Below are 14,512 nucleotides of genomic sequence, written 5' to 3'. Positions count from 1 at the left end.
GATACCCTCTGGTTGCAGGGGTCCGCCCGCGGCGGAGAAGGGGCCTCATGCGTCACGAAGGCGGGAGCGCCGGGCTTCCCGGCGGCCGGGCCGCCGCCGCAGTGCGGCCGGCCTCGCGCGCGGCGGGAAGCGGCTGCACGCGTTGGCCTGGGTGCAACGCCTGAATACCTCCGGAGACGATGACGTCGCCGGGCTCGAGCCCCTGCGAGACGATGACGAGGCCGGGGTCGAAGCGCAGGACGTCGACATTGCGCAGCGAGACCGTCGACTTCACGGGGTCGACGATCCAGACTGCCGGCGACAGGTCCTGCTGGGTCAGGGCGCTGGCCGGAACGGAGACGATGGAGGCCGAGGTGAGCTCCATGGTCCCGACCACGGTCGATCCCAGCCGCATCTCCTCCGGCGGATCGATCAGGCCGATCCTGACCGCAAAGGTCCGGGTCACGGGGTCGGCTTGCGGGGCCACCTCTCGGACACGGCCAAATGCGCGCACTGTCGGAGCCTCGGCGAGAGCGACCCGGATCGGAGTGTCGCCTTCCAGCGTTTCCAGCAGCGTGGCGGGCACGTTGAAGACGGCGTCACGGCCGTCTTCGCGCGCCAGTTGAAGCACGACTTGCCCAGCCTGCACGACTTCGCCGGGCTCGATGCTGCGCGCGGTTACGACGCCCGAGACGCCTGCGCGCAATTCGGTGAAGCCAAGCCGGTCCTGTGCCAGCTCGACTTGCGCTTCGGCGTCCTCGAGCTGGGCCTGCGCGGCCTCTTGCGCCTTGAGCGACTGATCGAAACGAGGCCGGGTGGTGAAGCCCTGCGCCATCAGCCGTTCCTGACGCTCGAACGTGTTTCGCGTCGTGTTCACCTCGCCGCGGGCCGCTTCGAGCGTTGCCTTGGCGGCCGTCAGAGCGTTGCGTTCGAGCGAGGGGTCAAGGCGGGCAACGATCTGTCCGGCTGCGACGCGATCTCCGACATTGACCGGCCGCTCGGCGACACGGCCGCCGATGCGGAAGCCGAGTCCGACATTCTTCTCGGCCTGGATCTCGCCGCTCAGCTTGATGTCGTTGGCGAGTTTGCCGGCCTCGACCTTGACCACGCGGACGGGGCGGCCCTCCGAAGGGGCGGCCTCCTGGTTCTGGCAGGCAGCGAGCGCCAGGACGAACAATGAGGCGGCAGCGGCGCGGAGAATGCGCGTGGCCGAGGGCTGGAACCGGATGGCTGAGATCGGTCTCATCGCGAAGAAACTCCCGCAGCGGCCGTCGCCCGGGCTTTCGTCTTGCTGGGTGTGGGCGAGCCTGCGCCGAAGACGGCGACATAAAGCACGGGCAGCAGGATGAGAGTGAGGACGGTCGCGACCAGGAGGCCGCCCATGATGGCGAAGGCCATCGGGCCCCAGAACACCGTTGGGGCGATCGGGATCATGCCGAGCACGGTCGAGACCGCCGTCAGCATGATAGGCCGGAAGCGCGTGCTGCTGGCGTCGAGCGCCGCCTCGACGACACTCTTGCCGCTGGCCCGCTCGGCCTCGATCTGGCCGACCAGGATCACCGCGTTCTTGGTGATGATGCCGATCAGCGCCAGGATGCCGAGCAGGGCGACGAAACCCAGTGGCTTGCCCGACACGAGCAGTGCGCTGACCACGCCGATAAGGCCGAGAGGCGCGATGCTGAGCACGATGGCGAACAGTCTGAAGCTCCGCAGCTGGGCCATCAGCACGGTGAACATGATCAGCAGCATGACCGGCACGACGGCAATGACCGAGGATTGCGACTTGGCGCTTTCCTCGACGGTTCCTCCGACGGCGATGCTGTAGGCGGGCGACAACGTCTTCCGCAGCGCGTCGATCGAGGGCTGCAAGGCGGAGACGACGGTCTCCGGCAGCGTTCCGGGCTTGACGTCCGCGGCGACTGTCAGGTTCGGAACCCGGTCGCGCCGCCAGATCAGCGGCGCGTCCAGCCCGTAGCTGAACGTCACGAACTGCGACACCGGCACGGAGCGTCCACCGGGCAACGCGACCTGCATGGTCCGCAGCGTATCCAGCGAGACGCGGTCGGCGTCCTGGGCCCGCACGACGACATCGACGAGATAGATATCGTCGCGCACCTGGGTCACGACTGTGCCGGAAACGACGGTGTTCAGGATCGCCGCAAGCGCTTGCGAACTCAGGCCGAGGCGGCGTGCCTCATCCTGATCGACGCGCAGGCGCAGCTCGCGCGCAGGCTCGATCCAATCGAAATTGATCTGCTCGGTCTTGGGGCTCGTCGCGACGACCTGAGCCAGCTTCATCGCGATCGAGCGCACCTCGGCGATGTCGGGCCCGCTGACGCGGTACTGCACGGGCCAGCCGACCGGCGGCCCGAGTTCGAGCGGATAGACGCGCGCGACGACATTCGGAAACTCCTTGGCCAGGAGCTCTTCCAGCTTGGCCTGCAGGCGGTCGCGAGCCGGCACGTCCTTGGCGACGATGACGGCCTGGCTGAAGAACTCGTTGGGCAATTGCGCATTGAGCGGCAGATAGAAGCGGATTGCGCCGCGCCCGACATAGGTGCTCCAGCGATCGACATCCGGGTTGCCCTTGAGTGCCGCGTCGAACCGGGTCGCGAGCTGCTCGCTCGCATAGATCGAGGCGTTCTGCGGCAGTGTCAGGTCGACCAGAAGCTCGGGCCGGTCGGAGGCGGGGAAGAACTGGCGGGGCACCAGCGGCAGGGCGAGGACGGAGGCGACGAACAATGCGAGCGTCACCGCGATGGTCGCCCAGCGCAGCCTGATGGCCCCGGACAGGAGCTGCCGGAAGGTTCGTTCGACCCTGCCGGGGCCGGCATTGCTCGATGCCGGATCCGGCGCCTTCAGCATCGCGACGCCAAGCACCGGTGCAAAGATCACCGCCACGAACCAGGACACCACCAGGGCGATGCTGACCACGGCAAAGAGGGTGAATGTGTATTCGCCGGCCGAACTTGCTGCAAAACCGATCGGCACGAAGCCGGCGATCGTCACCAGGGTTCCGGCAAGCATCGCCATCGCATATTTCTTGAAGGCGTAGGTCGCCGCCTTTGCCTTCTCCTCGCCGGCGGCGAGACGCGTCACCATCGCGTCGGTCGTCGTCATGGCGTCGTCGACGAGCAGGGCGAGCGCGATGATCAGCGCACCGAGCGAGATCCGCTGCATGTCGATGCCGGCAACGAGCATCACGGCGAAGACCACCGCGAGCGTCAGCGGAATGGACAGCGCAACGACCAGGCCGGGGCGCACGCCAAGGCTGATGAAGCTCACCGCCATGATGATCGCGATCGACTGCCAGAGCGAGGTCATGAAATCGTCGATCGCGTGATCGACCGTCACGGCCTGATCGGCGACCAGGCGCGGCTCGATGCCGAGCGGCAGATTGGCGGTGATGGTCGCCATTGCACGCTGGATATTCTTGCCAAGCGCCAGGATATCGCCGCCATCGCGCATCGCGATGCCCAGTCCGATCGCTTCCCGTCCGTTGGCTCTGCAGGGCGCCGAGCAGGGCCGAGCGATCGATGCCGAGATTGGCGAGTTCCCTGACGGAGAATTCGACGAAGATGCGCTCGTCCTGGGCGCCGATGATCTCGATCTTCGAGACGTCTGGCACGAGGAGCAGGCGCGAACGGGCTGCTTCGACATGGTCGCGCAGCTCACGGCTGGTGAAGCCATCTGCGATGAAGCCGTAGATGATGCCGAAAGTGTCGCCGAAGCGATCGTTGAAGAACGGCCCGACCGCACCCTGGGGCAGGGTATGGCGGATGTCCCCGACGAGATTGCGGACCCGGTACCAGGTGTCCTGCACGTGGCGCGCCGGGACCGACTGCTTCAGGTTGACGAAGATCGTCGTCACGCCGGGCGTCGTGAAGCTGCGGACGAAATCGAGGCCGGGCGTTTCCTCGAGCTGGCGCTCGAGCCGCTCGGTGATCTGCGTCAGCGTGTCCTCCATGGTCGCGCCCGGCCAGGCCGCCGAGACGACCATCGACTTGATGACGAAGGAGGGGTCTTCATTGCGGCCAAGCCGCACGAAGGCGAGCACGCCGGCCGCGACGGCGACGATCATGAGATAGATCACGACCGAGCGGTTCTTGAGGGCCCATTCCGAGAGGTTGAAGCTCATCGTGTTTCCGTCCCGGTCAGCCGCACATGCTGGCCTTCCTGCAAAAGGCTCGCGCCGGCCGTGACAATAACATCGCCAAGTGCCAGGCCCTTGCCGATCAGGGCCGTCGCGGGGTCGGCGCTGAGGACGTCGAGCTTGCGCAGCGACACGGTGAGCGTCTTGGGATCGACGACCCAGGCTCCGGTATCCTGCTCGCGGCGCACCAGCGCCGTCGACGGTATGGTAATGGCCGAGGCTTCGCTGCCGCGGATCGTGCCGAGGACCGCGGTCCCGAGCCGGTAGGACTGCGGAGGCTCTGAGAGACCGACCCTGACTCGGAAGGTCCGCGTCACCGGGTCGGCCTGGGGCGAGACCTCGCGTACCCGGCGCCTGACGGTGGTGCCGGGATCGCCGGTGAGCGCGACATACACGCGCGCATCGGCCGGCAGGCTGCGCATCAATGCGGCGGGCACCTCGAATACGGCATCGCGCCCCTCGCGCCTTGCGAGTTGCACGATCATCCGGCCGGCAGCGACGACCTCGCCCGGCTCTGCGCCGATCCTGGTCACGACGCCTGGTGCATCGGCCTTCAAGGTGGTGAAGCCGACGACATCTTCTGCGGAATTGACGCGGGCTTGTGCGGCGTCGACCTGAGCCCGGGCAGCCGTGCGCCCCTGCTCGGCAGCCTCGAAATCAGCCTGCGTCGTGACATTGCGCTGGAGCAGATGGCTCTGGCGCTGCAACTGGTTGTCGGCCTTTCTCAGAAGGCCCTGAGCAGCCGTGAGTGCCGCCCGCGCCGAACGCAGTTCGTTGAGTTCGTTCTCGGGGTCGAGGCGGGCAACGACCTCTCCCTCGCGTACCGTCGCGCCGACCGCGACGCGCCTCTCCGCCAGCCGGCCACCGATGCGGAAGGAGAGCGACGCCTGGTCCTGCGCTTCGATATGGCCGGTGAAATTGATGTCCGCTGCCTGGCGGGGCTCGTCGACCGTGATCGTGCGGACGATCCGCACGGGCGGCGGGGCCTCGTCGGCCTCGCGCTGGCAGGCTGCGGAGGCGAGTGCAATGACGGTCAGCGCGGCTGCATGCAGAGACCGGGAGGGACCAGGGCCGCGACGCACGCTCATGCCTTCGGCCCTCGCAGCGCCGCCCTCGCACACGGCGGAGTTCTTGCAACGATCCTGCCATTCGCGGGGAACGGGTTCTCTCGCAAGCCGTTCAAAAGCATCATGTTCTTCCTCTGGCAACCGCGAGGCAGAGGCCGTGGAACCTCGGGCGAAAGACAAGTGTCCGTCGCCAATCTCTTCGGGCGGCAGGGACGGACGCTACCAACAGTCCGGGAAGCGCGGATTAGCTCAGAATCCCAACTCTGCGCTGGTCATCCCAATTTTGGGACAGGGTACTCGGCGTCCGGAGGTCCTTGCTGCGGAGCCGTATCCTCCCGTCTCAGGCTGGCTGCGACAGGGATCAGCAAGAGGAAGCCGATGCCGGAAGCGATCGCCATCAGGCCATAAACATGCTCCCCCCACGAGCCGTAGAGATAGCCGGCAAGGGTCGTCAGAGCCGCCATCACCCCGGCCCATCCGGCGGCAAGCCAGGCCTGAGCCTGGGCCAGCATGCTGCGCGGCGCGAACTTCGCGAGCAGGAAGATGCTGCCCAGATGCGTCGCGCCGAAGGTCAGGCCATGCGTCAGCTGCAGCAGGACGACGAAGGCGATATCCGGGTCGAGAGCCATGCCGGCCCAGCGCAATGTGGCGACAGCGCCGCTGGCGGCGAGCAGGACGCCTGCTCCGGCCGAGCCGCGGATGACGTATCCGAGCAGGCTGAAGAATGTGATCTCCGACGCGATGCCCGCCGCCCAGAGGCTTCCCATGGTACCCCCGGAAATGCCGAGGCTTTGCCAGTGCAACGTGCTGAACCCGTAGACGGCGGCGTGGCTCGCCTGGACGAGTGCCGCCCCGGCAATCGTCAGGATCAGCAGATGCGGCCTCTCCACCAACCCGGCCCTCTCGTGGGGAGCGGCTGATCTCTCCGGCAGGCGAATGGTTGCGACGGCGACCGTGGCAAGCGCGGTGGCAAGCGCCGACAGCAGCAACATWCCGATGATGGACGAGATCGGCAGCCAGTCGAGCATCCAGCCCGCCGAGAGATTGGCGAGCGCAAAGCCCGCCGAGCCCCACAGGCGAATCCGCCCGTAGCGCAGCTCTGCCGAGCGCAAGCCCTCGAGGCTGCGCAGGGTTACGGCATCGGTGAGGGCGATCAGTGGACCCTGGGCGAGCGCGATCGCAATCACCAGCAGCAGGATTGGCAGGAAGCCCGCGGCAAAGGCGAGAAAACCTGTGCCGATGACGACAGCCACCGAGCAGGCAACCAGCGCAATGGTCATGCGCACGCTCCGGTCCGCGAGGACGCCAACGACCGGATTTGCGATGATGCGGGTCAGCAGCGGTGCGGCAAGCACGATGCCGATCGCATCGTCACCAAGCGATTGCGCGCGCAGCCAGAGCGGAAAGAACGGCAGATTGACGCCGAGCTCGAAGAAAAGGGCCGCGTAGAGAAAGGAGAGGCGCCCCGTCGCCCCCTTCATGCCGAGAACCTCATGCTCTTCGGCTAGTCGGCAAGGCTGTGTGCGGCGCGTTCATCTCCGCTCCCTCCCGCTGCATCGTCCAGCGCCGCATCCTGCTGGGCAAGTCCAGATGGGAGCGAGGAGAATTTGGTCAGGTGCCGTTCGCGCGCCTCGGTGGGGCTGTAGCCGAACTCACGTCGGAACGCCCGGCTGAAGGTCGAATGATCGATAAAGCCCACTTCATTGCCGATGCCGTGGATCGACAGGGCATCGCGAGTCGATGCGAGTCGGCGATGCGCCTCGCGAAGCCTTTCGCGATTGATGAAATGAGCCACGCCACCCGTGCTCTCGAACAGCCGGTAGAGCTTGGAGCGGGACATCGCCATGAGGCGCGCCAGCCGCTCGGGACCAAACTCGGGGGAGGCCATGTTCTGCCGGACGACGCGCCGGGCACGATCGATCAGAAGGGAGGTCAGCGGCACCTCCGCAGCCTCGGAACGTTCGACCCGCGGCGCGATGCAGGCCGCGACCAGYGAACGCGTCGCGGTGGCGAGGCCCTGCGCATGCTCCACCGAGATATGCGGCAGTTGTCGGGCGAGGTTCTCCATATAGCCCGTGAGCAGCGCCCCGRGTTCGGGATTGATTTCCAGATCGTGCGCCCGCTCGAAATCGACGAGTTCCTCCTGGCAAAAGTTACGAGGCAGGAACAGCGTCAGGACTTCCGTGTCCTCGGCCTGGCCTTCGAACGGCATGGCGAGCGAGCGGAAGCTGAGATTGCCTTGCCGCTCGGGGGGGCTCAGGGAAAGCAGGTTGCACTCAGGCGAACAGGAATGCGCGAGCACGACGCACCAATGATCCATGAAGGACCGCGGCCTGTGCCGCCAATGGCGAGCGGGGGCGTCGGCGTAGAGCGTCCTGGTCAGAACGACGTCGCCGAAGCTCCACGACGAGAACTCGGCGTCGAATGGCTCGGACGCGTTCGGCGTAGGCAAGAGATCGATCGTCTCGGAGAGCAGAGAACGCCACGCGTCGAACTGATCCTCCGCGGGCAGTCCCTTGGTCGAGAAGTTCTGAACGAAGACCGCTCCGCCCGGGATCCCTGAATTGGTACTAGAGAGAGCCGACACGGCATTCTCCTCGCGATAGCGTTACGTTAATCTTGGCCCCGCGTACCAACGGGAGGTCAATGTTTCTCAGTTCCGTGAAGAAACTGTGACGCTCGGAGCTAGCAATGGCAAGCAATAAACCGCCGAGAATTGTCGTTATCAGGAGGAAGCAGGTGGTCCTCTTGCGGCACTTGGCTCGCTACTGGCGCGGGGACGCTGCGTCGAAGACGCGAATCGGCGCGGTAACGATCAGGCTGGCGGCCGAACCGAGCGCATCCGCAGCCATCAGCGGAGTGGAAACGTCGGAATCGGTGATGACCTGGCCTTGGAGCAGCCGGCCTCCGATCAGGCGGACCGCATCGGGGCTGGCGGCAAAGAGGTCGTGATTGATGCGGTCGCCGGCATTGATGGCGCTGAGATCCAGCACCGTGATGCCTGACAACCCCGCCAGCTGCTGCTGGTACTCGTCGCGCGTCAGGTCAATGCCGCCGAGGCGCGTCGCTCCGCGGGAAATGAAGCGGGAGAGCTGCAGCGCCCTGTCGTTCTGCGAGACGAAAAGCGTGATCTGCGGACGCTGGGAGCCCATGTCCTCGACTTGCCGGCGAAACACGCCGACATCGAGATCGGGCGAGGCCAGAATGAGATTGTTGATCTTCCGGGGGACGCCGCCCTGCTCGAGAGCGATCTGCCTGACGGCCTCGACGGCAGGCCAGCTCCCCATGGAATGGGCGAGGATGACGATTTCGCCGACAGAGGGGCTGCTTGCAGCCGCCTTCAGCAGATAAGCGAGATCCGAGCGGGAATACGATGCATTGTCGAAATCCCGGCTGTAGTCGAGCAGATGGCCGCGCGACGGCCACGAGAACAGGACCGGGGACGCATCGGCATCGGCGTCATGGGTCAACTGCGCGAAACGAAAGACGGCGCGGTCGAACGGCGTGTTGAAGCCGTGGACGAAGACGAAGACCCGGCGCTTGCGCCCGCCCGTCGACTTGAACCATTTGACGAGGTCCGCCTTGGCGACCGGCGCGGTCGAGGTGACGACAAAATCCGTTGCCGCATTGCCGGGAGCCGTGCGCGGCAGCTGGATGGTACCGACCTCCCGATCCTTCGGGATCGAGACGACGATATTGCTGAACGAGACTGTATCTCCGCGCTCGCCGCTGAACAAAACCCCCGTTTCCGCCGAGGGAGCGCGCGTCGTCGCGGCAAGCATGTTCACGCGGTCGGTACCGGCAACGGGCTCGACGGGTTGAAGCAATCCGCGTGGCGCCGAAGCGCAAGCACTGAGGCCGAACGCGACGGCAAGTCCCGCCAGGCTCATCCGCAAGGTGTCGAGGCGGTGGCCCATGGTCAAAGAGCCCCAGGATTCGGGCGCGCACCAAGCATTGCACGCAGTAACGGGCTTACCGAATTGCTCTTGCATGCCTTACCGTGCGTCGGTGTCACGTCGACGTCCCCAATCTGCAAATAGGAGATCGGAGGATCTCGAGCGGCTGTGTCAGGATAAAGAACCCATCCGGAGGCAGCAAGCTTGCCGTCAACTTTGGGACAGGCGGTCCAAGCTTTGGGATTCTGTGCCGATGCCCTCGGCGCGCAGGGAATTAAGTTGCCGGTATGACCGCCTCGGCAACGATTCCGGCGGCACACCTGCTCATCGCGACCCCCCGTGGGGCCGAAGTCCAAGGCTTAGGGGAGGGCAAGACATGTCTACCGGGAACGTCGCGTCAAAGACCACGATGCAGAGATTTCTCGATGCGGTCGAGAAAGTGGGGAACATGGTTCCCCATCCCGTCGTCATCTTCCTCATCCTCATCGCCATCGTCATGGTGCTGTCGGCCGTGCTCAGCCTGTTCGGCGCGGCGGTCACCTTCGAGCGCATCAATCCCGACACCCATAAGGTCGAGATGGCGAGCACGGCGATACGCAGCCTGCTCAACGTCGAAGGCATTCGCTTCATCTATTCGTCGCTGATTCCGAACTTCATGAGCTTCACCGCCGTGGGGCTGATGATCGTCGCGATGATCGGGGCCGGCGTGGCCGAGGAATCCGGCCTGGTGACGGCCCTGATCCGGAAGCTCGTCATCGTGTCGCCGGGTTGGGCGCTGACCTATATCCTGGCCTTCGTCGGCATCCTCGCCAGCATTGCCGCGGATGCGGGCTATCTGGTCCTGATCCCGCTCGCCGGCATTGCCTATCTCGCCGTTGGGCGGCATCCGCTCGCCGGTCTCGCGCTCGGCTTTGCTGCCGTGGCCGGAGCTTTCACGGTCAATATGCTGATCAAGCCGCTCGACGCCGTTCTCGTCGAGTTCACCAATGACGCCGCCCATCTCGTCGATCCGAACCGCTCGATCGGCCTGGCTTCCAATGTCTGGTTCTCGATCGCCTCGGTGCTGTTCCTCACCGTCGTCATCGCCTTCATCACCGACCGGATGATCGCACCGCGCCTTGGCGCCTACGATCCGAAGCTGGCGGCCGAAGGCACCACGACGGAGCAGGGCGCTTCGCTGTCCGATCAGGAAACGCGTGGACTGCGCTTCGCGGGGCTCGGCCTGCTCGCGCTGGTTGCGGTGTTCTGTCTGTTGACACTGCCGTCGGGGGCGCCGCTGCGCAATCCGACAACCGGCGAGCTGATCGGCAACTCGCCCTTCATGAACGGGCTGATCGCACTGATCATGCTGATGTTCCTCACCACGGGCTGGGCCTATGGCATCGGAGCCGGGACCTTGCGGACGCTGCCGGAGGTGATCGCGGCGATCGAGAAGTCGATCAAGAATCTGGGCGGCACAATCTTCCTGTTCTTCGTGCTGAGCCAGTTCGTCGCCTATTTCACCTATACCAACATGGGCACCGTCATGGCGCTCAGCCTGTCGGGCGTCCTGCAGTCGGCCAATATCGGCGCGCTGCCGCTGCTGCTCGGCTTCATCGTCGTGGTCGCGATCATCGACCTCCTGCTGACCGGCGCGATTGCAAAATGGGCGATCTTCGCGCCCGTCTTCGTGCCGCTGCTGATGAAGCTCGGCGTCGAGCCGGAAGCGGTGCTGGCCGCCTATCGCGTCGGCGATTCCCCGATGAACGCGATCACTCCGCTCAACGCCTATTTCGCCCTCGTCGTGGGCTTCGCCCAGAAATACGACAAGACCGCGGGTGTCGGCACGATCGTCTCCCTGATGCTGCCCTATGTCGTCTGGATGTTCGTGTTGTGGACGGCGCTCTTCGCGGTCTGGAAGATGCTCGGCCTGCCCTGGGGCCTGTGACGGCCGGTCGCGCAGCCCGAAACGAAATAACCCTGACCTGATCGGATGGACATCATGAGCAGCCCCTCAATCCCCCTCGACGTCGCCAGTGCCATCGACCACCTGATGAATTTCCTCTCGGTCGAAGGCGTGACCGGTCAGGAAGCCAAGATCGGGGCTGCGGTCAGCGAGGCGCTGAAGAAGGTCGGGGTGCCGGCATCCGCGATCCGCTTCGACGATGCCAACAAGCGCATCCCGGTGCCGACGGAGACCGGCAATCTCTTCGTCGATCTCCCGGGCACGCGGCCGGCGCCAAACCCCGGCGTGAGGGCGACCGCATCGTCTCCGACGGGACGACCGCGCTCGGCGGCGATGCCCGCACCGGCGTCGCGCTCCTGGTCGTGCTCGCCGAGACGCTGATCAAGCACAAGCTGCCGCATCCGCCGATCACCCTGCTCTTCACCGTCCGCGAGGAGAGCGGCCTGCATGGTGCCCGTGAACTCAACCCGGCCGATCTCGGCGGGGCTGCGATGTGCATCAATGTCGATGGCCAGCTCGCCTCGGAGCTGCTCGTCGGTGCAGTCGGCCAGGAGAACTGGGAAGTCGAGATCAAGGGCAAGGCATCCCATGCCGGCGTCGCGCCGGAAAGGGGCATTTCGGCGACGCTGGTCGGCGCCATCGCGATCGCCGAGGCACAACGTAGCGGCTGGTTCGGCAAGGTCGTTAAATCCGACGGCCACGGCACCAGCAATGTCGGCATTTTCGGCGGCAAGGGCGGCACGGTCGCGGCCGGCGATGCGACCAATGTCGTCACCGACTACGTCTATATCCGCGGCGAGGCGCGCAGCCCGGAGGCTGCCTTCGCGACCAAGATCGCGAACGGCTACAAGGAGGCCTTCGCCAAGGCGCAGGGCGAGGTGAAGGATCACGAGGGCAACACTGCCGAGGTGAAGTTCAGCCAGAAGCCGGCTTACCCCCCCTTCGAACTGGGCCAGGATGCTCCGGTCGTGAAGCGTGCCACCAAGGCGCTCAAGCTGCTGGGCATCGAGCCGACCTATCTGTTCTCCAATGGTGGTCTCGACGCCAACTGGTTTGACAAGCATGGCGTTCCGACCATCACCATCGGCGCCGGGCAGGCCGAGATCCATACCATCAAGGAGTATGTGAATCTCACTGAGTACGAAAAGGGTTGCCGCATCGGTATCCTGATGGCGACCCTGGAAGACTGAGGCCTTGGCTGGGTGCGGTGTGCCGGGGCGTAGCCTGCGCCGGCATGCTGCGCCCTACGCATTTCTGCGGCCTGGCAGGGCCCAATAGGGAGCTGAGCGATTGAGCCCGATAGCCTATACCGGCACCATCATCGCCGTTGCCGTGGTCTTGTTCATCTGGAACAAGATTCCCGTCGTTCTGGTCGCGATGGGAGTAGCGCTTGCCCTTTGGGCGACCGGGGTCCTGACCCTGCCGCAGGCTCTGGGCGGTTTCGGCGACCCCGCCGTCATCTTCATCGCCTCGCTCTTCGTCGTCAGCTCCGGGCTCGAGGTCACCGGCGTCACCGCCTGGGCAGGCCAACTCCTGATCAAGGGAGCGGGGGAGGAAAGTCGAACCCGCCTTCTGATTCTCACCATGATTCTCGTTTCGCTGCTGACCGCGGTGATCAGCCTCAACGGCGCCGTCGCTGCATTGCTGCCGGTTGTTGTCGTCATCGCGGTTCGGCTCAAGCGCAATTCTTCGCAACTGCTGATGCCGCTGGTCTTCGCCGCGCATGCGGGTTCGATGCTGGCGCTGACGGGAACTCCCGTGAACGTGCTGGTCTCCGAGGCCAGTAGCGATGCAGGGATGGGCAGCTTCGGTTTCTTCGAATTCGCTCTGGTCGGCGTGCCGCTGCTGGCGGGCACGATGGCGATCATCATCCTGTTCGGCCAGCGCCTGCTGCCTGAGCGCAATGGCGCGACCATGCCCGCCGATTTCAGCCGGCATGCCAAGACGCTGGTCGAGCAATACGGCCTTGCCAGCGGCATCTATCAGATGCGCGTGCGTGCCAGTTCGCCTTATCTCGGCGCTGCGCCCGCCAGCATCGACCTGTCGGCCTATCCGGGGCTGCAGCTGGTCGCCATTCAGGAGGGCGAAACCGCAAGCCCCATCCGCCGCTCGGTCATTGCCGATGGCGATCATCTTTTGGTTCGCGGTGAGGTTGACGCGGCCGCGACACTGGCGGCGGAGATGCATCTCGCCTTCCGTGAGGAGGCAAAGCAGGGGCAGGGCGCGGAGACGCTGTTCAACCAGCGCTCCGGTCTGGCCGAAGTCGTGATCCCGCCGCGCTCCGGCCTGATCGGCCAGACCGTTTTCCCGGGGATGGTCACCGACAGTGGCGATCTGATCGTTCTGGCCGTGCAGCGCGCGGGGGCGGAACTCGCCGCCGCGAATGCAACCAAGGATTCCGGTGGCATCGTGCTGCAAGCCGGCGATACCATGCTGCTGCAGGGCACCTGGAAGGCGCTCGACGTCCATCTCGACGATCCCGATGTCCTCGTCGTGAGCTCGCCCGAACTGGTGCGCCGTCAGGCCGTGCCGATGGGCCCCGGCGCGAAGCAGGCTGTCATCATTCTCGTCGCGATGGTTCTGCTGCTTGCCACAGGCGTCGTCCCGCCCGCCGTCGCAGGTTTGCTGGCTGCAGGCGCGATCATCCTGTCGGGCATCATGAATGTCGAGCAGTCCTACCGCGCGATCGGCTGGACCACCGTGATCCTCGTCGGCGCGATGATGCCGCTCTCGACCGCGATGGTCGAAACCGGGGCGGCGAAGCTGATGGCGGAGCGGCTCGTCTACATGGTTGGCGATGCCGGCCCAGTCGCCTTGCTTGCGGGTCTGTTCGTGCTGACTGCCGTCATGGGGCAGTTGATCAGCAATACCGCGACCGCGCTGATCGTCATCCCGATCGGGGTGGCCGCTGCCGCCAGCATGGGGATTTCGCCGCGGCCGGTCTTGATGAGCACGGCCGTTGCCGCCGCCGGAGCTTTCCTCACCCCGATCGCGACGCCGACCAATCTGATGGTGATGGGGCCAGGCGGCTATGCCTTCAGCGATTACTGGAAGCTCGGCCTGCCGCTGCTGATCTGGTTCTTCGTGGTGGCCGTCTTCATCGTTCCGCTCATCTGGCGCTTCTGAATTCTGTCCGACTGCCGAGAGTTTTCGCCGAGCTCGCGGTCAAAGCGGGCGGAGCAGGAACGATCGGCCGTGACAGCGGCCGATCGATTGCCTGGCGTGGTGATGCGCCGGGTCAACATTTGGCTTGAGGCCAAGGAGGATCAATTGGTTGATATTCGCGGAGCAGCGCTCGCTGCTGGGATGGTTATCGGAGCACTGTGTTCGGGCACTGCCTTTGCTGCCCCGGTATCATCGGCTGGTAGCGTTGCCACCAATCCCGGCGTCGAACTCGCACAATGGCACCGTTCGCCCCCGCGGCATGTCGCGCCACGCCATGGCCGCTGCTGGTGGGAAAACCGTCGCGTGC

At 65.4% G+C, this 14,512-nt stretch carries 7 protein-coding genes and 2 pseudogenes; 3 read left to right on the top strand and 6 right to left on the bottom strand.

Annotation, left to right across the window (positions count from 1 at the left end; translation table 11 throughout):
• Positions 1-52: 52 nt before the first annotated feature.
• The 6 genes and pseudogenes from AC1D34_RS03820 to AC1D34_RS03795 all read right to left on the bottom strand — a co-directional run bounded on the left by AC1D34_RS03820 (position 53) and on the right by AC1D34_RS03795 (position 9,116).
• Positions 53-1,225 (bottom strand): efflux RND transporter periplasmic adaptor subunit, encoded by a 1,173-nt coding sequence (locus tag AC1D34_RS03820; RefSeq protein WP_476823528.1) that lies wholly within the window; start codon positions 1,223-1,225, stop codon positions 53-55.
• Positions 1,222-4,117 (bottom strand): annotated as a pseudogene (locus AC1D34_RS03815) (efflux RND transporter permease subunit). Before AC1D34_RS03815 ends, AC1D34_RS03820 begins: the two are co-directional and overlap by 4 nt.
• Positions 4,114-5,220, bottom strand: a complete 1,107-nt coding sequence (locus AC1D34_RS03810) for an efflux RND transporter periplasmic adaptor subunit (RefSeq protein WP_476823527.1) — start codon at positions 5,218-5,220, stop codon at positions 4,114-4,116. Before AC1D34_RS03810 ends, AC1D34_RS03815 begins: the two are co-directional and overlap by 4 nt.
• 251 nt (positions 5,221-5,471) lie before the next feature.
• Positions 5,472-6,680 carry an MFS transporter gene (locus tag AC1D34_RS03805; protein WP_441490727.1) on the bottom strand — a complete coding sequence of 403 codons (1,209 nt, stop codon included), beginning with the start codon at positions 6,678-6,680 and terminating at the stop codon, positions 5,472-5,474.
• Between the two features lie 23 nt (positions 6,681-6,703).
• On the bottom strand, positions 6,704-7,786 hold the full coding sequence (locus AC1D34_RS03800) for a helix-turn-helix transcriptional regulator (RefSeq protein ID WP_476823526.1): 1,083 nt from the start codon (positions 7,784-7,786) through the stop codon (positions 6,704-6,706).
• A gap of 178 nt (positions 7,787-7,964) precedes the next feature.
• Positions 7,965-9,116, bottom strand: a complete 1,152-nt coding sequence (locus AC1D34_RS03795; RefSeq protein ID WP_476823525.1) for an alpha/beta hydrolase — start codon at positions 9,114-9,116, stop codon at positions 7,965-7,967.
• 355 nt (positions 9,117-9,471) lie between these two features.
• On the opposite strand from AC1D34_RS03795, the gene AC1D34_RS03790 reads away from it, so the two are divergent.
• The 3 genes and pseudogenes from AC1D34_RS03790 (at position 9,472) to AC1D34_RS03780 (ending at position 14,166) form a co-directional block, all read left to right on the top strand.
• Positions 9,472-11,022, top strand: coding sequence for an AbgT family transporter (locus AC1D34_RS03790; protein WP_476823524.1), 1,551 nt, complete (start codon positions 9,472-9,474; stop codon positions 11,020-11,022).
• Positions 11,023-11,076: 54 nt separating this feature from the next.
• Positions 11,077-12,230 (top strand): annotated as a pseudogene (locus AC1D34_RS03785) (M20/M25/M40 family metallo-hydrolase).
• A 100-nt stretch (positions 12,231-12,330) separates the two neighbouring features.
• Entirely contained in the window at positions 12,331-14,166 is a 1,836-nt protein-coding gene (locus tag AC1D34_RS03780; protein ID WP_441490732.1) for an SLC13 family permease, read from the top strand.
• Positions 14,167-14,512 lie beyond the last annotated feature (346 nt).

It is taken from the genome of Allobosea sp. P1_A7 (assembly GCF_056406775.1).
This window is presented reverse-complemented; position numbering and strand designations above follow the sequence as displayed.

Coding starts and splice junctions, on each gene's coding strand:
- AC1D34_RS03810 (WP_476823527.1), bottom strand. CDS start 5,220: ATGAGCGTGCGTCGCGGCCCTGGTCCCTCCCGGTCTCTGCATGCAGCC.
- AC1D34_RS03795 (WP_476823525.1), bottom strand. CDS start 9,116: ATGGGCCACCGCCTCGACACCTTGCGGATGAGCCTGGCGGGACTTGCC.
- AC1D34_RS03820 (WP_476823528.1), bottom strand. CDS start 1,225: ATGAGACCGATCTCAGCCATCCGGTTCCAGCCCTCGGCCACGCGCATT.
- AC1D34_RS03790 (WP_476823524.1), top strand. CDS start 9,472: ATGTCTACCGGGAACGTCGCGTCAAAGACCACGATGCAGAGATTTCTC.